19 protein-coding genes are annotated in these 22,454 nt (G+C 71.2%); 12 read left to right on the top strand and 7 right to left on the bottom strand.

The window, feature by feature from the left end:
• The first annotated feature begins 4 nt into the window (after nucleotides 1-4).
• Nucleotides 5-4,537: a glutamate synthase large subunit gene (gene gltB, locus JMJ55_RS10915; RefSeq protein WP_202825585.1), complete on the top strand. Its 4,533-nt coding sequence runs from the start codon at nucleotides 5-7 to the stop codon at nucleotides 4,535-4,537.
• Between the two features lie 18 nt (nucleotides 4,538-4,555).
• On the opposite strand, the gene JMJ55_RS10910 is transcribed toward gltB, so the two are convergent.
• Complete coding sequence (locus tag JMJ55_RS10910; RefSeq protein WP_202825584.1) at nucleotides 4,556-5,329, bottom strand: hypothetical protein; 774 nt, start codon at nucleotides 5,327-5,329, stop codon at nucleotides 4,556-4,558.
• Between the two features lie 11 nt (nucleotides 5,330-5,340).
• Between JMJ55_RS10910 and fzlA the strand changes: the two genes are divergently transcribed.
• Nucleotides 5,341-6,009: an FtsZ-binding protein FzlA gene (gene fzlA / locus JMJ55_RS10905; protein ID WP_202825583.1), complete on the top strand. Its 669-nt coding sequence runs from the start codon at nucleotides 5,341-5,343 to the stop codon at nucleotides 6,007-6,009.
• 82 nt (nucleotides 6,010-6,091) lie between these two features.
• Here the strand turns inward: fzlA and JMJ55_RS10900 are convergent, their stop codons facing one another.
• On the bottom strand, nucleotides 6,092-6,922 hold the full coding sequence (locus JMJ55_RS10900; protein WP_328702610.1) for a tetratricopeptide repeat protein: 831 nt from the start codon (nucleotides 6,920-6,922) through the stop codon (nucleotides 6,092-6,094).
• A 46-nt stretch (nucleotides 6,923-6,968) separates the two neighbouring features.
• On the opposite strand from JMJ55_RS10900, the gene JMJ55_RS10895 reads away from it, so the two are divergent.
• Nucleotides 6,969-7,829 carry an SDR family oxidoreductase gene (locus JMJ55_RS10895; protein ID WP_202825581.1) on the top strand — a complete coding sequence of 287 codons (861 nt, stop codon included), beginning with the start codon at nucleotides 6,969-6,971 and terminating at the stop codon, nucleotides 7,827-7,829.
• A 96-nt stretch (nucleotides 7,830-7,925) separates the two neighbouring features.
• Here JMJ55_RS10895 and JMJ55_RS10890 read toward each other — a convergent pair whose 3' ends face one another.
• Both JMJ55_RS10890 and JMJ55_RS10885 read right to left on the bottom strand, forming a co-directional pair.
• Nucleotides 7,926-9,110: an HPP family protein gene (locus JMJ55_RS10890; RefSeq protein ID WP_202825580.1), complete on the bottom strand. Its 1,185-nt coding sequence runs from the start codon at nucleotides 9,108-9,110 to the stop codon at nucleotides 7,926-7,928.
• Nucleotides 9,107-9,601 carry an RrF2 family transcriptional regulator gene (locus JMJ55_RS10885; RefSeq protein WP_202825579.1) on the bottom strand — a complete coding sequence of 165 codons (495 nt, stop codon included), beginning with the start codon at nucleotides 9,599-9,601 and terminating at the stop codon, nucleotides 9,107-9,109. The genes JMJ55_RS10890 and JMJ55_RS10885 overlap by 4 nt, the downstream gene beginning before the upstream one ends.
• Nucleotides 9,602-9,678: 77 nt before the next feature.
• Between JMJ55_RS10885 and hmpA the strand changes: the two genes are divergently transcribed.
• Entirely contained in the window at nucleotides 9,679-10,893 is a 1,215-nt protein-coding gene (gene hmpA / locus JMJ55_RS10880; RefSeq protein WP_202825578.1) for an NO-inducible flavohemoprotein, read from the top strand.
• Nucleotides 10,894-10,944: 51 nt separating this feature from the next.
• On the opposite strand, the gene JMJ55_RS10875 is transcribed toward hmpA, so the two are convergent.
• Both JMJ55_RS10875 and JMJ55_RS10870 read right to left on the bottom strand, forming a co-directional pair.
• A complete protein-coding gene (locus JMJ55_RS10875; protein WP_202825577.1) occupies nucleotides 10,945-11,706 on the bottom strand; it encodes an alpha/beta hydrolase in 762 nt (253 codons plus the stop codon).
• Nucleotides 11,703-12,872, bottom strand: coding sequence for a fumarylacetoacetate hydrolase family protein (locus JMJ55_RS10870; protein ID WP_456237074.1), 1,170 nt, complete (start codon nucleotides 12,870-12,872; stop codon nucleotides 11,703-11,705). Before JMJ55_RS10870 ends, JMJ55_RS10875 begins: the two co-directional genes overlap by 4 nt.
• A gap of 129 nt (nucleotides 12,873-13,001) precedes the next feature.
• Here JMJ55_RS10870 and JMJ55_RS10865 point away from each other — a divergent pair, with 129 nt between their 5' ends.
• Complete coding sequence (locus tag JMJ55_RS10865) at nucleotides 13,002-13,715, top strand: DUF2243 domain-containing protein (RefSeq protein WP_202825576.1); 714 nt, start codon at nucleotides 13,002-13,004, stop codon at nucleotides 13,713-13,715.
• 68 nt (nucleotides 13,716-13,783) lie between these two features.
• Nucleotides 13,784-15,049 (top strand): hypothetical protein, encoded by a 1,266-nt coding sequence (locus JMJ55_RS10860; RefSeq protein ID WP_202825575.1) that lies wholly within the window; start codon nucleotides 13,784-13,786, stop codon nucleotides 15,047-15,049.
• 6 nt (nucleotides 15,050-15,055) lie between these two features.
• On the opposite strand, the gene JMJ55_RS10855 is transcribed toward JMJ55_RS10860, so the two are convergent.
• Nucleotides 15,056-15,460, bottom strand: coding sequence for a MerR family transcriptional regulator (locus JMJ55_RS10855; RefSeq protein ID WP_202825574.1), 405 nt, complete (start codon nucleotides 15,458-15,460; stop codon nucleotides 15,056-15,058).
• A gap of 68 nt (nucleotides 15,461-15,528) precedes the next feature.
• Between JMJ55_RS10855 and JMJ55_RS10850 the strand changes: the two genes are divergently transcribed.
• From JMJ55_RS10850 to JMJ55_RS10825, 6 genes are all read left to right on the top strand, one after another.
• Complete coding sequence (locus tag JMJ55_RS10850; protein WP_202825573.1) at nucleotides 15,529-16,176, top strand: cation transporter; 648 nt, start codon at nucleotides 15,529-15,531, stop codon at nucleotides 16,174-16,176.
• An 82-nt stretch (nucleotides 16,177-16,258) separates the two neighbouring features.
• Entirely contained in the window at nucleotides 16,259-17,722 is a 1,464-nt protein-coding gene (locus tag JMJ55_RS10845) for an amidase (RefSeq protein WP_236033635.1), read from the top strand.
• Between the two features lie 224 nt (nucleotides 17,723-17,946).
• Nucleotides 17,947-18,996, top strand: a complete 1,050-nt coding sequence (locus JMJ55_RS10840) for an Ldh family oxidoreductase (RefSeq protein ID WP_202825571.1) — start codon at nucleotides 17,947-17,949, stop codon at nucleotides 18,994-18,996.
• The gene (locus JMJ55_RS10835) at nucleotides 18,993-20,108 is read left to right on the top strand and encodes a glycosyltransferase family 4 protein (RefSeq protein ID WP_202825570.1); all 1,116 of its coding nucleotides are present in this window, start codon (nucleotides 18,993-18,995) and stop codon (nucleotides 20,106-20,108) included. The genes JMJ55_RS10840 and JMJ55_RS10835 overlap by 4 nt, the downstream gene beginning before the upstream one ends.
• A complete protein-coding gene (locus tag JMJ55_RS10830; RefSeq protein WP_202825569.1) occupies nucleotides 20,105-21,025 on the top strand; it encodes a glycosyltransferase family 9 protein in 921 nt (306 codons plus the stop codon). The genes JMJ55_RS10835 and JMJ55_RS10830 overlap by 4 nt, the downstream gene beginning before the upstream one ends.
• Before the next feature lie 60 nt (nucleotides 21,026-21,085).
• Nucleotides 21,086-22,381: an erythromycin esterase family protein gene (locus tag JMJ55_RS10825; RefSeq protein WP_202825568.1), complete on the top strand. Its 1,296-nt coding sequence runs from the start codon at nucleotides 21,086-21,088 to the stop codon at nucleotides 22,379-22,381.
• Nucleotides 22,382-22,454: the final 73 nt, after the last annotated feature.

The following is a 22,454-nucleotide window of genomic DNA, read 5'->3' as shown; positions in this document are numbered from 1 at the left end:
AGCGATGACCGAAACCGGTTCCGAATTCGCCCGTGCCTATCAGGCCGATGCCGCCCGCCTGCGCGATGCGGCGCATCTCGACACCACCGAGCATGATGCCTGCGGCGTCGGCCTGGTCGCCGCGCTGAACGGCAAGCCCTCGCGCCAGGTCGTGCAGGCGGGCATCGATGCGCTGAAGGCGGTCTGGCACCGCGGCGCCGTCGATGCCGATGGCAAGACCGGCGACGGGGCGGGGATCCATATCGAGATCCCGCAGGATTTCTTCGCCGAAGTCGTGCAGCGCGGCGGCGACCGGCTCCGTCCGGGCCGCATCGCCGTCGGCATGGTCTTCCTGCCGAAGACCGATCTCGGCGCGCAGGAACGCTGCCGCCAGATCGTCGAGACCGAGATCCTCTCGGCCGGCTACGCCATCTATTCCTGGCGGCAGGTGCCGATCGGCGTGTCCTGCATCGGCGAGAAAGCCAATGCGACGCGGCCCGAGATCGAGCAGATCCTGATCTACGATCCGGAGGGGCGCGAGGAGGCGATCTATGAGCGCGACCTCTATGTCATCCGCCGGCGGATCGAGAAGCAGGCCATCGCCGCCCAGGTCGCCGAACTGTATCTGTGCTCGCTCTCCTGCCGCTCGCTCATCTACAAGGGCATGTTCCTCGCGGAGCATCTGACCGAATTCTATCCGGACCTGACCGATCCGCGCTTCGTCTCGCGCTTCGCCATCTACCATCAGCGCTATTCGACCAACACCTTCCCGACCTGGCGCCTGGCGCAGCCCTTCCGCATGCTCGCCCATAACGGCGAGATCAACACGCTGAACGGCAACATCAATTGGATGAAGAGCCACGAGACCCGGCTCTCCCATCCGCTGCTGGATGCGCATCTCGAGGACGTCAAGCCGGTCGTCCAGGCCGGCGGGTCCGACACCGCGACGCTCGACAATGTCTTCGAGCTGCTGGTGCGCGGCGGCCGCGACGCGCCGATGGCGAAGTCGATGCTGATCCCGGAGAGCATCGGCAACAACGCCACCATGCCGGAGGCGCATCGCGACCTCTTCCTCTACTGCAACGCGGTGATGGAGCCCTGGGACGGGCCGGCCGCCATCGCCGCGACGGATGGCCGCTGGGTCATCGCCGGGCTCGACCGCAACGGCCTCCGCCCGCTGCGCTATACGGAGACCGCGGGCGGGCTGCTGATCGTCGGCTCCGAGACCGGGATGGTGAAGGTTTCCGAGGACATGATCGTCGCCAAGGGCCGCGTCGGTCCTGGCCAGTGCATCGGCGTCGACCTCCAAGCGGGCCGCTTCTACCGCGATGCCGAGCTGAAGGACGAGCTCTCCGGCCGCCGCCCCTTCGGCAAATGGACCGAGCGCACCACCCGCATCGACGGCATCGTCCGCGCCGAGGCCGGCGAGCCGGTGCAGTTCCAGGGCGAGGAGCTGCGCCGCCGCCAGCTCTCGGTCGGCTATACGCTGGAGGAGCTGGAGAGCATCCTCCACCCGATGGTCGAGGACAGCGCCGAGGCCGTCGGCTCGATGGGCGACGACACGCCGATCGCGGTGCTGTCCAACCAGTATCGCGGCCTGCACCATTATTTCCGCCAGACCTTCAGCCAGGTCACCAACCCGCCGATCGACAGCCTGCGTGAGACGCGGGTGATGACGCTGAAGACGCGGCTCGGGAATCTCGGGAACATCCTCGATGAGGACCCGACCCAGTGCGACATGCTGATGCTGGACAGCCCGGTCCTGTCCAACGCCGAATTCGCCGCCATGCGCCAGTATATGGGCGCGACCGCCTGCGAGGTGGACTGCACCTTCGCGGTGGCGGATGGCGAGGCCGGCCTGCGCCGCGCCTTCGACCGCATCCGGCGTGAGGCGGAGGAGGGCGTGCGCAGCGGCTGCGCCCATGTGATCCTGACCGATGAGCGGCAGGGTCCGGACCGCGCGCCGATCCCGATGATCCTCGCGGTCGGCGGCGTCCATACGCATCTGGTGAAGCATTCGCTGCGCACCTTCACCAGCCTCAATGTCCGCTGCGCCGAATGCGTGGACGTGCATTATTTCGCGGTGCTGATCGGCGCCGGCGCCACTACGGTGAATGCCTATCTGGCGCAGGAGAGCATCGCCGACCGCCAGCGTCGCGGCCTGTTCGGCGACACCTCGCTCAAGGACTGCGTCGCGCATTACAAGAAGGCGGTGGATAAGGGGCTGCTGAAGGTGATGTCCAAGATGGGCATCTCCGTCATCAGCAGCTATCGCGGGGGCATGAATTTCGAGGCCATCGGCCTCTCCCGCGCCCTCGTCGCGGAATTCTTCCCCGGCGTGCCGAGCCGCATCTCCGGCATCGGCCTCCAGGGCATCGCGCGGCGCGTGCTGGCCATGCATCGCCGCGCCTGGGATGCGGATGTCATCACCCTGCCGGTCGGCGGCCTCTACAAGCGGCGGCTGCGCGGCGAGAGCCATGCCTTCGATGGCGGGCTGATCCACACGCTGCAGGACGCGGTCGAGACCGACAGCTACACCAAGTTCAAGCGCTACTCGGAAGCCGTCCGCCGCCAGGCGCCCGTGGCGCTGCGCGACCTGCTCGACTTCCGCAGCGAGGGCCGGAGCGCCATAGCGCTGGAGGAGGTGGAGAGCATCACCGAGATCCGGAAGCGCCTGGTCGCCCCCGGCATCTCGCTCGGCGCCCTCAGCCCCGAGGCGCATGAGACGCTCTCCATCGCCATGAACCGCATCGGCGCCAAGTCCGATAGCGGCGAGGGCGGCGAGGATCCGGCCCGCGCCCGGCCGCGCAGCAATGGCGACAATGCCAACAGCGCCATCAAGCAGATCGCCTCCGGCCGCTTCGGCGTCACGGCGGAATACCTGAACAATTGCAAGGAAATCGAGATCAAGGTCGCGCAGGGCGCCAAGCCCGGCGAGGGCGGCCAGCTCCCCGGCTTCAAGGTCAGCGGGATCATCGCCCGCCTGCGCCATGCGACGCCGGGCGTCACCCTGATCTCGCCTCCGCCGCATCACGACATCTATTCGATCGAGGATCTGGCGCAGCTCATCTACGACCTGAAGCAGATCAACCCGGATGCGACGGTCGCAGTGAAGCTGGTCAGCCGCTCCGGCATCGGCACCATCGCGGCCGGCGTCGCCAAGGCCAAGGCGGATGCGATCCTGGTCTCCGGCCATTCGGGCGGCACCGGCGCCTCGCCGGTCTCCTCGATCAAATATGCCGGCCTGCCCTGGGAGATGGGTCTCAGCGAGACGCATCAGGTGCTCCAGCTCAACCGGCTGCGGCACCGCGTGAAGCTGCGCACCGATGGCGGCATCAAGACCGGGCGCGACGTGGTCATCGCGGCGATGCTCGGCGCCGAGGAATACGGCATCGGCACCGCCTCCCTCGTCGCCATGGGCTGCATCATGGTCCGGCAGTGCCACAGCAACACCTGCCCGGTCGGCGTCTGCACCCAGGACGAGACGCTGCGGCAGAAATTCGCCGGCAGCCCGGAGAAGGTCATCAACCTCTTCTCCTTCGTGGCGGAGGAGGTGCGGGAGATCCTCGCCTCCCTCGGCTTCCGCAAGCTGACCGATGTCATCGGCCGCACCGATCTGCTGAAGCAGGTCAGCCGCGGCTCGGAGGATCTCGACGATCTCGACCTGAACCCGCTGCTGGTCCAGGCCGATGCCGGCGGCCATCCCAGCTACTGCACGCTGGAAGGCCGGAACGAGGTGCCGGAGACGCTGGATGCGGATATGATCCGCGACGCCGCCTCGCTGTTCGAGCGGGGCGAGAAGATGCAGCTCCAGTACAATATCCGGAACACCCACCGCGCGATCGGCACCAAGATCAGCAGCAAGATCGTGCGGAAATTCGGCATGTCCGGGCTGCAGCCGGGGCATCTGACGGTGCGGCTGCGCGGCACCGCAGGCCAGTCGCTCGGCGCCTTCGCGGTGCGTGGGCTGAAGCTGGAAGTGCTGGGCGATGCCAACGACTATGTCGGCAAGGGCCTCTCGGGCGCCTCCATCGTGGTGCGCCCGGCGCCGTCCTCGTCGCTTGTCTGGAACGAGAACACCATCATCGGCAATACCTGCCTCTATGGCGCGACGGCGGGCGAGCTCTTCGCCGGCGGCCAGGCGGGCGAGCGTTTCGCGGTCCGCAACAGCGGCGCGACGGCGGTGGTGGAAGGCTGCGGCGCCAATGGCTGCGAATACATGACCGGCGGCACGGTCGTGATCCTCGGCCCGGTCGGCGATAATTTCGGCGCCGGCTTCACCGGCGGCATGGCCTTTCTCTACGACGCTGAGGAAAGCTTCGAGCGGCGGGTCAATCCCGACACGCTGCTCTGGTCGCGCCTCGCCTCCACCCATTGGGAGGCGGAGCTCAAGGCGCTGATCGGCCGGCATGTGGCGGAAACCGGCTCCCGCCTCGCCGCCCGGCTGCTGAACGATTGGGAGACGGAGCGGACGCGCTTCTGGCACGCGGTGCCGAAGGAATATGCGAAATACCTCTCAGTGCCGATGCAGGAAGCTCCGGCGGTGGCGGCCGAATAGGCCGCCACTCCCCCCACCTCAGGGCTTCGCGGCCCCGAGGAACTCGCCTTGGTCATTATACGGCCAGTACAATCCCCACTGGCCGTAATAGGCGCGGCCGGCGGCCATGTCGGGCAGGTAGGTCGCTTCGCCCTCGCGGAAGGCGGCGAAGCGGGTATCCGGCTTCACGCCTGGGTGCTTGCCGCCCGGCGGCGGGGTGAAGTCGTCCTGGGCACCGTGCTGCAGCTTGCTCTGCAGCGCCGTGTTCAGCAGCCGCACCGCATCCATCGCCTCGCGCTTCCAGCTGCCGCGCTCGGCGCCGGGCGTCAGGGCCGAGGCGAAAAGCTTGCGGTAGCCGCCGCCTTCGGCCCTGGTCCAGAGGCTCATCATGTCGTAGTCGGAGACGAAGAGGTTGCCCCGCTCCGGATGGACGCCGAGGCCGCTTTCGCCCGACTTCACGGTATTGCCCCCGCTGTCATGCCCATCTGCCCAGCGCTTCGGCCGGAACACGCCCTGGAAGGCCACGGCCCCGCGCTTCGGGCAGCGCATGACGATGAGGAGGCCGTAGCGTTGCGTCGCCTCCCTGAAGGTCGCCACATCCTCGGGCCCGATATCGCTGTCCTGGGCGAAGACGATCTCCGCCGGCCCGACCCGCGAACGGGCTTGGTTCAGCCGCTGGAACACCGCCATCTCGGCGATCGACACCTTCAAGGTCATCCCATCCCCCGTCCGGCCGGGGCGGGGAGCCCCGGCCTCATGCTTCCGCATCCGTCCCGCGCGCAGCGCCTTCCGCCGCTGCGGCGCGGGTGCCATAAGGCTGTTCCGTGCGCATCTTATATCACATTCCGCTCTCGCCCTTCTGCCGCAAGGTCCGCCTGGCCCTGGCCGAGAAGCGCATCCCCTTCGATCTCCGCCTGGAACGGGTCTGGGAGCGGCGGCCGGAATTCGAGGCGCTGAACCCCGCCCATACCGTGCCGGTCCTGCTGGAGGACAATGGCTTCGCCATCGCCGACAGCTACGCCATCTGCGAATACCTCGATGAGGCCTATCCGGACATCCCGCTGCTCGGCCGGACGCTGGGCGAACGAGCCGAGGTCCGCCGTCTGGTCGCCTGGTTCGACGACAAATTCCACAACGAGGTCACCCGCAACCTGCTCTACGAGAAGCAGATGAAGCGGCAGCTCGGGCGTGGGAACCCGGATGCGGCGGCGATGCGCGCCGGCTACCAGAACATGAAGCATCATCTGGAATATCTCGGCTGGCTGGCCGAGAGCCGGGCTTGGCTGGCCGGCGCCCAGCTCAGCCTCGCGGATTTCGCCGCCGCCGCGCATCTCTCCTCGCTCGACTATATCGGCGATGTGAAATGGGATCTCAGCGAGCCGGCGCGCGACTGGTATGCGCGGATGAAGTCCCGACCCTGCTTCCGCGGCCTGCTCACCGACCGGGTCAGCGGCGTGACCCCGCCCGAGCACTACGCCGACCTGGATTTCTAAGCCCCGGACCCTGATCCGTGATCGCGGATCAGGGTCCGGGCTTTTCTTGGGTCGCATGATTCACGCCTTCGGCGATCATGCTCTAGCGCCGCTGCGGCCCGGCCTCGTTCAGCGCCAGGTTCTGCTGGGCGAGATCGGCGGTGGCGCTGTCGGGCGCCAGGGTGATCGCCCTTTCCCAATCCGCCCGCGCCCCGGCGGTATCGCCGCGGAGCTGGCGGATGATCCCCCGCTCCAGCAGCGCCTCGGCGCTGTCCGGCGCCAAGGTCAGGGCCCGGGCGACATCCTCGGCCGCCTGATCCACCCGGTCGAGATGGCGATGGGCCGCGGCGCGGAAGACCCAGGCCTCGGCCCGGTCGGGGTCCAGCCGCACCACCCGGTTCAGGTCGTCCAGCGCCTCCGCATAGCGGCCGAGCGTGCCGAGCGCGATGGCGCGGTCGGTCAGCAGTTCCGGGTCGTCCGGCGCCAGGGTCAGGGCCATGGTCGTGGCGCCGAAGGCGCGGCCGCCATCATTGGCCATCATCCAGGCCTGCCCCGCCTGGGCGAAGATCGAGGCGCGGGTCGCGGCACTCGCCCGGCTGACGCGCGCCAGCCCCTCCAGCCGCTCCGCACCCCGCTCCGGCTCGCCGAGCGCGATCAGGGCCAGCGCGCTGCAATGCCGCGCACCCTCGCCGCCGCCGCCGGCCTCCCAGCCCTCGGCGAAGCTGCGCGCCTCGTCCGGATCCTGGCGGACCAGGCTCAGGCAGCGCTCGTATTCGGGCCCGCTGGCGAGGCGGGGGACATCGGGCGGGACGGGCAGGGCCTCGCTCGCCGCCTCGGCCTCGGTCCGGCCGAGCGCCAGCCATGCCACCCCACCCGCCGCGGCCAGCAGCACCGCGGCGAAGACGCCGAGCAGGACGGGACGGACGGACCTCACGCCGGGCAATCTAGCCGCCGGGCCGCAGCGGCGCCAGATAAGCCGCATGACGGATACAGCGCCCCCCCTGTCCCTGGTGATCGCCGGCCTCGGCTATAGCGGGGAGGCGGTGGCGCGAGACGCCGAAGCGGCCGGCATCGCGGTCAGCGGCACGGTGCGCGACGCCGCCCGCGCCGACCCGCCGCGCCGCATCCCCTTCGCCGAGGCCGGCCCCGTCATCGCCGCCGCCACCCATCTGCTGGTCACCGCCGCACCGGGGGAGGGGGGCGATCCGGTCCTCGCCGCCCATGCCGCGGCGATCGCCGCCGCGCCGGCGCTGCGCTGGATCGGCTATGTCTCGACCACCGGCGTCTATGGCGACCGCGGCGGCGCCTGGGTGGAGGAGACCGACGCCCCGAGCCCCGGGCAGGACCGGTCGCGCCGCCGGCTGGAGGCGGAGCGGCAATGGGAAGCACTGGCCGACCGGCGCGCCATCGACATCTTCCGCGCCGGTGGGATCTACGGCCCCGGCCGCAGCGCCATCGAGGAGCTGCGCGCCGGCACCGCCCGCCGCACGGTGAAGCCCGGCCACGCCTTCAGCCGCATCCACCGCGACGACATCGCGCTGGCGGTCTGCGCCGCGCTGCGCCAGGACCTGCCGCCAGGGGTGCGGATTCTGCATCTCGTGGATGACGAACCGGCCGAGAGCGCCCTGGTGGTGGAGGAAGCGGCGCGGCTGCTCGGCCTGCCGCCGCCGCCGGCCGTCTCCTATGAGGAGGCGGCGCGGACCATGTCCCCGATGGGCCGCAGCTTCTGGGCAGAGAACCGCCGCATGGCCAATGCCCGGACCAAGGCGGCGCTCGGCATCGCCTGGCGCTATCCGAGCTACCGCGAGGGGCTGGCGGCGATCCTGGCGGAAGGGGCCTAGCATGATCGCCGAAGGCCGAAACGGCCGGAGGCGTGAATCATGCGATCAAACAAAGACTAGACCATGATCTGCGATCCGGTGATCGCGGATCATGGTCTAGGCGGCCTTCCGCTCCTCGACCTCCTCCGCGTTCAGGCCACCCCGATAGAGGGCCGCGATCAGGTCGGATTGGGAGATGATGCCGGAGAGCCGCCGCTGGCCGTCCACCACCGGCACGTGGCGGAAGCCCGCATCCGCCATCAGCGGCACCAGCTCCGCCACATGGGTGGTCTCGGCCACGCTGCGGATCGTGCGCGGCATGATCTGCCCGACCACTTCCGGCCGTTCCGCATGCACCGTCGTCAGCCGGCGGATCGATTGCCGGAAGCGCGCCCCGAGCCCCTCGAAATGGTCGAGCTCCGGGTTCTTCATGAAGTCCACATCCGAGACCATGCCGATCACCCGCCGGGCCGGATCGAGCACGGGCAGCGCCCGGATGTCGTGCCGGCGCAGCAAGGCCCAGGCCTCCGCCAGCGGCGTGCCGAATTGCACCGCGACCACGTCGCGCGACATGACACCGGCGCAGGTGATCTCCCCGAAGCGCCGCCGATAGGCATGCATCTCCGCCTTCTGCACGAGGTCATCCAGATCGTCGCGGCTGACATCGAGGACGGCCTGGTAGTCGCGCAGGACGGCATCCAGATCCTCCGGCCGCACGCCGAGGCGCTGGGTCGGGTTGCGGTCGGCCGTGCCGTGCGGATTGCCACGGACCACCTGCTGCGCATGCGGATAGGGGCGGCGGGTCGCGTTGTTGAAGGCAATCGCGGCCAGCGCCAGCACCAGCGAATCCAGCGCGACCGGCGAGAGGACGAAGCCGTATTTCGCTGCCGTCACCGCCGGCCCGCCGAGCACCGCGGTCAGCGCGATCGCCCCGCCGGGCGGGTGCAGGCAGCGCAGGGCGAACATGGCGCCGATCGCCAGCGCCGCAGCCAGCGGTGCCGCCAGCAGCGGGTCCGCGATCCATTGCGCGCAGGTCACCCCGACCAGCGCGGAGACGGTATTGCCGCCGATGATCGACCAGGGCTGCGCCAGCGGGCTGCCCGGCACGGCGAAGAGCAGCACCGCGGAGGCGCCAAGCGGCGCGATCAGCATCGGCGGGCTCGCCACTGGACCTGCCAGCCAGGTGCAGAGGAATCCCGTGAACAACAGGCCGAGCAGGGCACCGCAGCAGCCGAGCAGCCTTTCGGTCCTGCTGGCGCTCATCGCGGCCGGCAGGAAGGCACGCAACCAAGTCAAACTCATGCAGTGGCGGCTCCGCCTGTTGCCAGTTCCTGAGGCTCCGCTCCCGCCAGTCCCAGCCCGAGCCGCTCCGCCATGACCTCGCGATTCGGCCGGGCCAGAAGGTCGGCCAGCGTATGGCGGTCGAGCACAGCCAGGAAGGCGCCCAGCGCCTCCCCCAGCAGCGATTGCAGCCGGCAGGCATTGACCAGGGCGCAGCCGCTGCCCTCCGCGCCCTCGAAGCAGGCGACCAGGGCCATGTCCTCCTCGGTGAAGCGGACGACATCGCCGATGCGGATCGTCTCCGGCGCGCGGGCCAGGCGCAGCCCGCCCCCCTTGCCGCGCGTGGTCTCGACGAAGCCGCCGCGGCCGAGCTGGTGCACCACCTTCACCAGGTGGTTCTCGGAGATGCGGTGCGCCGCGGCCACCTCCCGGATGGAGACGCGCCGGTCGGACCGCAGACCGAGATAGATCAGCGTCCGCAGCGCGTAGTCCGTGTAGAGCGTGAGCCTCATTCAGAAGATATAGCAGCTTTACACCTTCTGCCCAGGGCCGCATAAGGTGTGCGTAATATACACCTTCTGAGGACAGCATGCCCCGTTCGCTCAGCCCGCAGACCATCGCCCTGGTGAAGGCCACGGTCCCCGCCCTTGAAGCCCATGGCCTGGCCATCACCCGCCGCATGTATGAGCGGATGTTCCAGAACGAGGCGATCCGGGACCTCTTCAACCAGTCCCATCACGGGGAGACCGGGTCCCAGCCCAAGGCGCTGGCTGTCGCGGTGCTGGCCTATGCGCGGAACATCGACAATCTCGGCGTGCTCACCGCGGCGGTGGAGCGGATCGCGCAGAAGCATGTCGGCCTGAACATCCTGGCCGAGCACTACCCCTTCGTGGCGGAAGCCCTGCTGGGTGCGATCGGCGATGTGCTGGGCGAGGCGGCGACGCCGGAGATCCTGGCCGCCTGGGGCGAGGCTTATTGGTTCCTCGCCGATCTGCTGATCGGGCGCGAGACGCAGATCTATGAGGAGCATGCCCGGTCGCCCGGCGGCTGGACGGGATGGCGCGACTTCACCGTCCAGGCCAGGACGGAGGAGAGCGAGATCGTCACCTCCTTCATCCTCGTGCCGTCGGATGGCGGCCCGGTGCTGCGGCACCGGCCCGGCCAGTATCTGACCTTCTGGCTGGAGATTCCCGGCCGCCCGCCGCTGAAGCGCAACTACAGCATCTCCTCCGCCCCGGGCGACACGCATTACCGCATCACGGTGAAGCGGGAGCCGATGGGCGTCGCCTCCAGCTGGCTGCATGACGCGGTGCAGCCCGGCGCCCGGCTGAAGGTCGCGGCACCCGCCGGCGAATTCGCCCTGGAAGGCCGGCCGGAGCGGCCGGTCGTGCTGCTCAGCGGCGGCGTCGGCCAGACCCCATTGATGAGCATGCTGCGGGAGATCGCGGCGATGCGCGCTTCGGCGCCGGTGCAGTTCATCCATGGCACGCTCTCCGGCGCCACCCATGCGCTGGGGGCCGAGGCCCGCGCCCTGGCCGCCGCCTCGGCCGGTCGGATCGCCGTGACCACCTTCTACGAATGCCCGCGCCCGGAGGACCGGCAGGGGCAGGATTACGACCAGGCCGGGCGGATCACCCTCGACTGGTTGCGCGCCCATACCCCGGTCGGGGAGGCGGACTATTACCTCTGCGGGCCGCGCGAATTCCTGCGCGTCTTCGCCGGCGGGCTGGTCGGGCTTGGTGTCCCGGCGGGGCGGATCCATTACGAGTTCTTCGGCCCGGCGGACGAGCTGCTGGCCGCCTGAGAAGGCGGCGGCTCCGCGGGCAAGCCTCGCCCGCGGAGCGCGCCCGGCCGGTCACTCTACCGGCAGCAGATCCTCGACCACCCGCCGGAGCAGCCGCAGATCCTGCGGCCGCGACAGCCGGTGGTCGCCATCCTTCACCAGCAGCACCTGCACATCCTGCCCCGTCATCGCCTCGGCGATGTCGAGCGCCGTCTCCCAGGGCACGTCCGGGTCCTGCTGCCCCTGCAGCAGCCGCACCGGCAGGTCGAGCGTCAGCGGCCCGTCCAGCACCAGATTCTGCCGCCCATCCTCCAGCAAGCCGCTTGTGATGGGATAGGGGTCGCCATAGGCGCTCGGCCGGTGCCAGACGCCCTCGCGCTCCAGGCTCTCCCGCGCCTCGGGCGCCAGCGCCGCCTCGATCCGAAGGGTGAAGTCCGGCGCAGCGGCGATGCCGACCAGGGCGGCGACGCGCTCCGGCTGGCGGCGCGCCAGCAGCAGGCTGATCCAGCCACCCATGGAGGAGCCGACCAGCACCTGCGGCCCCTCGGTCAGCGCCCCGATCACGGCTTCCGCATCCGCCGCCCAGCGGCCGATGCTGCCGGCCTCGAATTCGCCGCCGCTGGCGCCATGGCCGCTATAGTCGAAGCGGAGGAAGGCTCGCCCCGTCGCGGCGCAGAAGGCGGCGAGCTCCTCCGCCTTGGTCCCGGTCATGTCGCTGCGGAAGCCGCCGAGGAAGACCATCCCCACCCCTGGGCCCGGCCCGCGCCCGGCGATCCGCCGCCAGGCGAGCTCGACCCCGTCGCCGCGGTCGAGCCGCCCGCTTTCCTCCCTCATGCCCGCGGCAGTCCGCGCCGGGCGAGATTGGCCATCAGCGCCCCGGTGCCGAAGACCCAGGGCGGGCAGGCATCGGTCCGGTCCACCTCATTCACCAGCGCCCCCAGCCGTGCCGAGGCGATCCGCACCACATCGCCCGGATGATGGGTGAAGCCCTGGCCCGCCGCGCCGCGATCCTTGCTCGGCGAGAAGGGCGTGCCGAGGAACAGCACCGCGCCATCCGGATATTGGTGATGCGGGCCGATGAGCTGATCGACCACCTCGGTCGGGTCGCGGCTGATCGAGCCGACCGCACCCCTCTCCTCCAGCCGGAAGCCGTCCCGGCCCTCGATGGTCAGCGCGATCTCCGTCCGCCGCACATCCTCCAGCGTGAAGCCGCCATCGAACAGCCGCAGCAGCGGGCCGAGCGCGCAGGCCGCGTTGTTGTCCTTCGCGCGACCGAGCAGCAGCGCCGAGCGCCCCTCGACATCGCGCAGGTTCACGTCATTGCCGAGCATGGCGCCGAGGATGGTGCCGCGCGCATTGACCGCCAGCACCACCTCCGGCTCCGGGTTGCTCCACTCGCTGCCGGGATGCACGCCGATCTTGGCGCCCACGCCGACCGAGGCGAGGGGCTGGCACTTGGTGAAGATCTCCGCATCCGGGCCGATCCCGACCTCGAGATACTGGCTCCACCAGCCCTTCTCCATCAGCGCCGCCTTCACCGCCCGCGCCTCCGGGCTGCCGGGCCGGAGATTGGCGAGGTCGTCGCCGATGATCTGCCGCACCTCGGCCCGCACCGCCTCGGCCTGGCTGGCATCGCCGCGGCAGCGCTCCTCGATCACCCGCTCCAGCATGGACCGGACATAGGTCACGCCGCAGGCCTTCACCGCCTGGAGGTCCACCGGCGCCAGCAGCCAGGGCTTCGCCGCATCCCGCCCCGCATGGGCGCTGTTGGCCAGCACGGCGGGCAGGTCGAGCGGCACCGGCACGCCGCGGGTGCGGATCGCCGCCAGCGGATCGGCCTCGTTCAGCCAAGCGCTGACCGTGCCGAAGGCGGGGGTCATGTCGAAGGCGGCGCCGTTCAGCAGGGCGATGGCGGCGGGGCCCTCCGGCGTCATGATCCGGGCGGCATAGGTCCCATTCGGCCAGTCCTGCGGCAAGGCCGTGTTGTCCAGGCGCATCATCCGTGTCCTCTCCCTGATGCCGCCAGTCTAGCCGGACGGGGGCCGGCGCGAAGTCCCACCCGCGCAACGGGGCGGAACCCCTGGCCGGGCCCCGGCATTGCCCTGACAGGCGCGGGTGAGGACAGGGACATGTTGAGGCGTATCGGCTGGTCGGGCGGCCTGATCGGCTTCGCCTTGGGCGGCTTCCTCGACGGCATCCTGCTGCACCAGATCCTGCAATGGCACCATCTGCTGAGCGGCTGGTATCCCGGCCAGACCCTGGCGCTGGAACGCTGGCACATGGCCTGGGACGGGGTCTTCCACGCGGCGCATTACCTGATCCTGGCCGTCGGCCTCATCCTGCTCTGGCCGCTGCCGTCCGGCCCCGCCGGCTGCCGGTTCGCCGCCACCTTCGCCATCGGCTTCGGCGCCTGGCATGTGCTGGATGCGGTGGTGAACCACTGGGCGCTCGGCCTGCACCGCATCCGCGAGAATGTCCCGGCGCCGCTGCCCTATGACCTCGCCTTCTTCGCCCTTGGCCTCGCCGCCATCGGGCTGGGCACGGTCTGGTACCGGCACCGGCCGCGCCTGCCGCCCGGTGGGCTGGTTCTGCTGACGCTGGTGGCCGGGATCGGCGCGGCGCTGCCGGCGCGCGGCCCGGCCTTCATCGCCCTCGCCCTGCCGGGGCCCGAGGCGCTGCCCTACCTCCCCGAATCCGCCCGCCTCGCCGGCGCCGATCCGGCGGGCGAGGTCTGGGTCTTCGCCACCCCCGACCCGGCCGGTTTCCGCCGCGCGGCCCTGGCGCTGGGCGCCCGCCCGGCGCCGCTGCCCTCCCTGCCTGGCCTGTGCCTGACGCCGCTGTAACTATCCGGCCCGCAACCCGAACGAGTTGCCAGCGTTCCATTCACCACAACCAGGGGGTGATGGATCGGATGACCGGATGGCTGCGGCGCCTTTTCGCCGCCCTGGCCGCGCTCGCACTGGCCGGCTGCAGCGTGGTGGATTTCAGCCGTCCCGGCATGGCCGATCCGGAGGCCGGCTATGCCGCCGCCTTCCCCTGGTATGCGGAATTCTGCGCCCTGTCGCAGATCAAGAAACACCCCGGCTTCGGCGCCGAGATCCGGGGCGAGATCGGCGGCCATGCCGTGCTCTACCTCAACGGCGCCTGCCGCGGCCCGGACGGCACGCTCATCCCCTGCGACGCGCCGGGCGCCGGGCCGGAGGGGGGCGTCGGCCTGTCGATGAATGCGCATTTCCGCAACGCCAAATGGGTGGCGATCCCCGGCCGCGACTTCTTCTTCGAGGGCAATCTCCGCCCTGGCGAGACCCTGACCCGCGCCCGCTATGCGGAAGTGCAGGCGGAGGCCCGCCGCCTCGGCCTCTATGACGGCGTCGCCTTCCACCGGGAGGCCTTCGACGAGGCCCCGCCCGGCCTCCCACCGGAGGAGGCGAAATACGAGATCTCCATCGCCACCGACTATGCCGTCGGCCTCGGCCGCGGCCGCTACTGCGCGCGGGTGCCGGTGACGCGGCCGCAGATGCTGGCGATGATCGGCTTCCTGAACGCCGAGAACGCGCCCTACCGCAGCGGCAAGCGGGACTTCCGCTGGTCGCTGTTCCAGGACAACTGCATCCACCTGGCGCACAACGCCCTCGCCGCCGCCGGCTTCTGGCAGCGCTGGCCGACCAACATGCCGCTGCCGCTGGCGATCCTCGACTTCCCGGTGCCGAAGAACGAGTTCGTCAACCTCATGCGCCGCGGCAACGACCCCGGCCTGCTGGACCCGGAAGCCGCCTTCCGCGATGCCGCCGCCCGCCGCTCCGTCCTCGATTTCGGGACGCTGCCGGTCCGCCCTGGAGCCATCGCCCTCTCGGCCCCGGCCTGGGCGCCGAACGAGGTCTATGAGACCGAGCTCAAGTTGGTCTTCTACGACGAGCCGACCCTCGGCCCCTATCGCGGCTGGCTGGAGCGCATCCTGGCGACGCCGCGCGAGCATGCGCTGGAGCCGAATCTGCGCTGGTATGCCGCCCGGCTGCACCGGCTGCGCGAGGAGCGGCGGGCGCTGCCGGCGGAGATGGCGGAGTTCGGGCAGCGCTTCTATGCGGCGATCGACCGCGAACTGGCCGCGACCGACAGCCGCCTCGAACGCCTGCGCGCGGCGCGCAGCACCCCGGCGACCGGCTTCGCCCAGCGCTGACAGGCCCTAGGCCGGGGCCAGGGCGTCGAGGATCCGGCACTCGGCGACGGTGCCATGGCGGCACTGCCCGATCAGGGCGGCGAGCTCCCGCCGCAGCGCGCCGAGATCGGCGAGCTTCCGCTCCACCTCGGCCAGGTGCTCCCGCGCGATGGCGTCCACCGCCTCGCAGGGCCGGTCCCGCTGGTCCGCAAGATCGAGCAGGGCGCGGATCTGCTCGATCGAGAAGCCGAGGTCGCGGCCGCGCCGGACGAAGCTGAGCCGCGCGAGATGCCCCGGCCCATAGGCCCGGTAGCCGCCGGAGGTCCGGGGCGGGGAGGGCAGGATCCCGCTCCGCTCGTAATAGCGGATGGTCTCCACCTTCGTGCTCGTTGCCCGGGCGAGTTCGCCGATGCTGAGGCTGCCGCCATCCATGCCCTTGACCCTGTAGCCGCTACAGGCCTCATCTGGGGCGCCATGCCCAAGCCATCGAGGGGAATGCCATGGCCTGCTGCCACGATGACCACTGCTCCAGCCGATCCAGCCAGCCGCTGAACAGCCCGGCCTGGCGCCGGGCACTCTGGATCGCCCTCGCGGTCAATGCCGGCTTCTTCCTCGCCGAGATCGTGGCGGGTGCCGCGGCGGGATCGGCCGCGCTCATGGCCGATGCGCTCGACTTCTTCGGGGATGCGGCGAATTACGCGATCAGCCTCGGCGTCGCCGGCCTGGCCCTCACCTGGCGGTCGCGCGCGGCCCTCGTGAAGGGCTGGACGCTCCTCGTCTTCGCGGCCTGGGTGCTGGGCAGCACGGCCTGGCACGCCGTCACGGGGACGCTGCCACGGGCGGAGGTGATGGGCATCGTCGGGATGGCCGCGCTGATCGCCAATGGCGGCGTCGCCCTGATGCTCTACCGATTCCGTGAAGGCGACGCGAATATGCGCTCGGTCTGGATCTGCTCGAGGAACGATGCCATCGGCAACCTGGCCGTGATGCTGGCCGCGGCCGGGGTGTTCGGCACGGGCACCGGTTGGCCCGATGTGATCGTGGCCGCGATCATGGGCGGCCTCGGCCTGCAAGGGGGCTGGCAGATCGTCCGGCAGGCTCGTGCCGAGCTCCGCCGGCCGGCGCCCGGGCTGGTGGCGGCCGAGTAACCCCGCATCGCCCTGGCCCGTGCTTTGCCTTAGCCTTGTCCCGCTGGGCTACGAGGGTAAGGCACCACCGATGACACTGAGCATGAGCTGGGACGACTGGGCGAAGCAGGATGCCATGGGCCTCGCCGCCCTGGTCCGGCAGGGCGAGCTGACCGCCGCCGAACTCGCCGCCCAGGCCGCTGCCGGCATCGCCCGCCTCAACCCCAGCCTCTCGGCCGTGGTCGAGGTCTTCGAGGATGCCGTCGCCGACCCCGCCACGGGCGGCACCGACCTTGCCGGCCCCTTCGCCGGCGTGCCCTGGCTGATGAAGGATCTCGGCCCCACCATCGCCGGCCGGCTGCAGGAGATGGGCTCCCGCCTCATGCGCGGGAATCGCGCAAGCTCGGACGCCTATCTCACCACTCGCATCCGCGAGGCCGGCCTCAACATCATCGGCCGCACGACGACGCCGGAATTCGGCTGCTGCTCCTCGGCCGAGAACCCGGCGGTCTATGTCACCCGCAACCCCTGGAACCCCGACTACACCACCAACGGGTCCTCGGCCGGCTGCGGCGCCATGCTGGCGGCGGGCGTGCTGCCGCTGAGCCACGCGACGGATGGCGGCGGGTCCATCCGCATCCCGGCCGGCGCCTGCGGCAATCTCGGCCTGAAGCCATCGCGCGGCGTCTTCTCGACCGCGCCCTATGCCTCGGACATCACCAGCCTGGTCTCGACCCAGGGCTGCCAGAGCCGGACGGTCCGCGACACCGCGGCCTTCCTCGACCATTGCCGCGGCGGCGCCCCGGGCGAGTTCATGCCCTACTGGACCGCGCCCGAACCCTACACCACGCTCATCCAGCGCGACCCGAAGCCCTTGCGCATCGCCCTCTCCCACGAATGGGGCGACTACCGCGCCACGCCGCATTTCGTGGCCGAGCTGGAGCGCGCCGGCCGCCTGCTGGAAAGCCTCGGCCACCATGTGGACTGGGCGCTGCCCGCGGTCGATTTCCGCGCCGCCTTCGCCGCCCAGACCACCTGCTACATCAGCAACTTCGCCCAGACGGTGGCCAACCTTATCGCCGCCCGCGGCTTCGACCGGCCGCCGGAGGATCTGGTCGAGCCGATGAATATCCGCATCTGGGAGGCGGGGCTCCATACCTCCTATTCGGAGCGGGCGCGGATGCAGGCGGTGTTCAACACCACCTCCCGCGCCTTCGGTGCCTTCTTCGAGGAGTGGGACGTGATCCTGACCCCGATCACCGCCCTGCCGACGCCGCGCCTCGGCACCATCGAATACCTGACGATCAGCGAGAATCCGGACGTGCTCGATTGGTTCGGCAATCTCTGGCGCAATTTCGCCTATACGCCGCTGGCCAATCTCTGCGGCATCCCGGGGCTGTCGATGCCGCTCGGGGTGCAGGAGAACGGGCTGCCGCTCGGCATCCAGGCCCAGGCGAAGCAGGCCGATGACGGGCTGCTGCTGCAACTGGCGGCGCAGGTCGAACGCGCGATCGGCGGGCAGTGGAATGGCGGGCGGCGGCCGAGCGTGCATGTCGCCACGGGTTGAGGAGGCGAGAAGGGGATAGGATCAAATTCCTTGATCTATCTCCTTGATCCTGTTAGCCTTCTCTCCATGCCCCGGTCTCTCCCCCTCCCACCCGACCCCCGCCGCGGCACCCCCTCGGACCATTTTGTCCGAAAGCTGCAGGATCGGCCTTGCGCCGTCCCCGCCTTGACGAACCCCCCCGCCCGGCCCGACAGACACCACCCCCTGCCGCGCCGAGGCCCCCGATGACCCGTTACGCCGCCGCCGACCTCACCCGCCTCGCCGCCGCGCTCTTCGAGGCCGGGGGCATGGAGACCGAGAAGGCCGTCGTGGTGGCGGAGGTCCTGGTCGAGGGCGACCTGATGGGTCACGACACCCATGGCCTCGCCCTGCTGCCGCCCTATCTCGACGGCCTCGCCAGCGGCGACATGCAGGGCAGGGGGGAGCCCAAGGTCCTTTCCGGCACGCCGGTGGTCGAGACCTGGGATGGCGGCAAGCTGCCCGGCCCCTGGCTGGTCCGCCGCGCCGGCGACCTGGCAGCGGAGCGTGCCGCCCAATTCGGCCTCGCCGCGGTCGCCATCCGCCGCGCCCACCATATCGCCTGCCTCGCCGCCTATCTGCCGCGCCTCGTGCAGCGCGGGCTGGTGGCGCAGATCTGGTCCTCGGACCCGGCCACCGCCTCGGTCGCGCCCTGGGGCGGCACCCGGCGGATCATCACCCCGAACCCGCTCGCCGCCGGCTGGCCGGGTCCGGATGGTCCGGTGATGATCGACATCTCCATGTCCATCACCACCAACGGCATGACCGCCCGCCGCCGCGCCGAGGGCACCCGCTTCCCTTTCGACGCCCTGCTGACCGCGGAGGGCCAGCCGACCGCCGACCCGGAGGCCTTCTTCCAGGACGGCACGCTGCTGCCTCTCGGCGGCATGGCCGCCGGCCATAAGGGCTTCGGCCTCGGCCTGCTGGTGGAGGCGCTGACCTCGGGCCTCGCCGGCGCCGGCCGGGTGGAGGCGCCGGGCGGCTGGGGCGCCAATGTGATGGTGCTGGTGCTCGACCCCGCCCGCTTCGGCGGCACGGAGGGGTTCCTGCGCGAATCCGGCTGGATCGCCGAGGCCGTCCGCACCAACCCGCCCATCCCCGGCAACCCCGCCCCCCGCCTGCCCGGCGAGCGCGCCTGGCAGCGCCGGGCGGAGGCGCTGGCGGCGGGCGTCGCGCTGCATTCCTCCATCCCGCCCGCGCTCGCCGCCCGCGCCGCTGCTGCCGGCCTGGCGATGCCGGCGCCGCTGGCCGCGTGAGCCTGCCGCCCATCCTCCAGGTCCTGCCGAGCCTCGTCGCCGGCGGGGTGGAGCGGGGCACGCTGGAAATCGCCGAGGCCATCATCGCCGCCGGCGGCCGCGCCCTGGTCGCCTCGGCGGGCGGGCCGCTGGTCGGGCCGCTCGAGCGGCTGGGCGCCACCCATGTCACCCTGCCGCTGCGGACCAAGTCGCCGCTCGGCATCCTGCGCAACGCCGGCGCCCTGGCGCGGCTGGTGGAGCGGGAGCGGGTCGGCATCCTCCATGCCCGCTCACGGGCCCCGGCCTGGTCGGCGCTGCTGGCGGCGCGGCGGACGGGGGCGCATTTCGTCACCACCTATCACGGCACCTATAACGAGGGCCTGCCGGGCAAGCGGCTCTACAACTCGGTCATGGCGCGCGGGGAGCGGGTCATCGCCATCAGCCGCTTCATCGCGGACCACATCCAGGCCCGCCACGGCACCGACCCGGCCCGCATCCGCGTCATCCCCCGCGGCGTCGATCCCCGCCGCTTCGACCCGGCCCTGGTGCCACCCGAACGCCTTGCCGCGCTGCGCGCCGAATGGCGTCTGCCGGCGGGGGCGCCCGTGGTGATGCTGCCCGCCCGGCTGACCCGCTGGAAAGGGCAGGGGGTCTTCCTCGAGGCGCTGGCCCGCCTGCCGCCCGGCCCGGTCGGCGTCCTGGTCGGCGACGGCCCCCGCTACCGCCCGGTGCTGGAGGCGGAGGCGGCGCGGCTCGGCCTCGGCCCGCGGCTGCGCCTGGTCGGCCATGTCGAGGATATGCCGGCCGCCCTCCTGCTGGCCGACCTCGTCCTGCATTGCTCGATCGAGCCCGAGGCCTTCGGCCGCACCGTGATCGAGGCCCAGGCGATGGAGCGCCCGGTCATCGCCGCCGATCTCGGCGGCCCGCGCGAGACGGTGGAGGAGGGGGTGACCGGCTGGCGCGTCCCGCCCGGCGACCCGGCGGCGCTGGCCGCCGCCATCACCGCGGCCCTCGCCCTGCCGGCTGAGCGCCGCGCCGCCATCGGCGCCGCCGCCCGTGCCGCGGTGCTGCGCGGCAACACCACCGCCGCCATGCAGGCCGCGACCTTGGCGGTCTATGGGGAGCTGGCGTGAGCGGCCGGATCCTCGTCATCAAGCTCGCCGCGCTCGGCGATGTGGTGCAGGCCTTCGGCCCCTTCGCGGCCATCCGCGCCCATCATCCGGGGGCCGAGATCACCCTGCTGACTACGCCGCCCTATGCCGGGCTGCTGGCCCGGAGCCCCTGGTTCGACCAGATCTGGGCGGATGGCCGCCCCGCCTGGACCGACCTGCCGGCGGTCTGGCGCCTGGCCCGGCGCCTGCGGGCCGCGCGCTTCGAGCGGGTCTACGACCTGCAGACCTCCACCCGCTCCTCCCGCTACCGCTGGATGGTCGGGCGCGGCGCGGAGTGGTCGGGCATCGCGCCCGGCGCCAGCCACCCGCATGCCAATCCCGGCCGCGACCTGATGCACACCGCGGAGCGCCAGCGCGAGCAGCTGGAGATGGCCGGCATCGCCGATTTCCCGGCCCCCGCGCTGGACTGGCTGGATGAGGATGTCTCCGGCCTCGGCCTGCCGGCGCGCTTCGCCCTGCTGGTCCCCGGCGCCTCGCCACACCGTCCCGGCAAGCGCTGGCCGGTCGAGTGCTTCGCCGCCCTGGCGGCCGGGCTCGATCTTCCGGTCGCGGTGGCCGGCGGCCCGGCCGAGGCGCCGCTCGCCGCCGCCATCGCCGCGGCCCGCCCGGGGACGGTGACGGACCTCACCGGCCGCACCAGCCTCGCGGCGCTCGCCGCCGTGGCGCGGCGCGCCGCCTTCGCCATCGGCAATGATACTGGCCCGACCCATCTGGCCGCCGCCGCCGGCTGCCCGACGCTGGCGCTGTTCGGGCCGGAGAGCGACCCCGCCCTCTGCGCCCCGCGCGGCCGCGCCGTGGCGGTGCTGCGCCACCCAAATCTCGCCGCGCTGGAGGTGGCGGAGGTGCGGGCGGTGCTGGCCGGGCTGGTGGCTGCGTGAGTGGAAGGAACCGGCCCGTGGCCGCCCTGTTGCTCCGCTGCGAGCGCGGCGGGGAAGGCCATGGCAGGCGGATCGGATGCGGAGCGGGATCTGGTCGCGGCGCTGCGTCGCTGGTCCGAGCCGCTGCCCCCGCCCGAGGCGCGCAACTTCGCCGACCCCTTCGGCGACTTCGGCGGCGCCCGGGTGGTGCTGCTCGGCGAGGCGACGCATGGCACGGCGGAGTTCTACCAGGCCCGCGCCGCCATCACCCGCCACCTGATCGAGCGGCACGGCTTCTCCATCGTCGCCGTCGAGGCCGACTGGCCAGATGCGGCGCAGATCGACGCCCATATCCGCGGCCGGCCCGCCGCCCCGCTGCCCGAGCCGCCCTTCGCCCGCTTCCCGAGCTGGATGTGGCGCAATGCCGAGATGGCGGCCTTCATCGCCTGGCTGCGGGCGCACAATGCCAGCCTGCCGGAGCGCGAGCGGGTGGAGTTCCGCGGCCTCGACATCTACAGCCTCGGCGCCTCGATCGCTGCCGTGCTGCAGAGCCTGGAGGAGACCGACCCGGCCGAGGCCAAGGCGGCACGGGAGCGTTATGGCTGTCTCTCGCCCTGGCAGGCCGAACCGCAGCGCTACGGCCGTGCCGTCATGTTCGGCAAACATCCCTGTGAGGACAAGGTCGTCGAACAGCTCGGCCGCCTGCTGGGGGCGCGGCTGTCCGGGCATCCAGACCGCGATTTCGACGCGGTGCAGAATGCGCGCGTGGTCCGCGCCGCCGAGCAGTATTACCGCGCGATGTATCTCGGCTCGACCGAGTCCTGGAATCTCCGCGACCGGCACATGTTCGAGACGCTGCAGGCCCTGCTGGCGAACCGGCCGGGCGCGCGGGCAGTGGTCTGGGCGCATAACTCGCATATCGGCCACGCCGCCGCGACCGATATGGGCTGGCGCGGGCAGTTCAATATCGGCGAGCTCTGCCGCGCGGCCTTCAGCGAGGATGCGGTGCTGGTCGGCTTCGGCACCGATCGCGGCCAGGTTGCGGCGGCGAGCGACTGGGATGGCCCGATGGAGTTCAAGGCCGTGCGCCCCGCCCGCGGCGACAGCCACGAAGCCCTGTTCCGCGAGGCCGGCCTGGGGCGCAGCCTGACGCGCCTCCGCGAGGCGGAATGTCGGAAGACCCTGGCCGAGCCGCGGCTGGAACGCGCCATCGGCGTGATCTACCGGCCCGAGACGGAGTTCGAGAGCCATTACTTCGAGGCGGTGCTGCCCGAGCAGTTCGACGCCTATGTCTGGTTCGAGCAGACCGGCGCCGTCACCCCGCTGCCCGGCCCGCAGCCGGGTGGCGAGCCGGATACCTTCCCTTTCGGTATCTAGAGCAAAATCTGACCGATCGGAGTCATTGGGGATTCCTCTCGGCCTCGAAATTTGATTCACCCTGCTGGCTGGG

The organism is Belnapia mucosa (genome assembly GCF_016775475.1).
GTDB classification, from domain to species: domain Bacteria; phylum Pseudomonadota; class Alphaproteobacteria; order Acetobacterales; family Acetobacteraceae; genus Belnapia; species Belnapia mucosa.
This window is presented reverse-complemented; position numbering and strand designations above follow the sequence as displayed.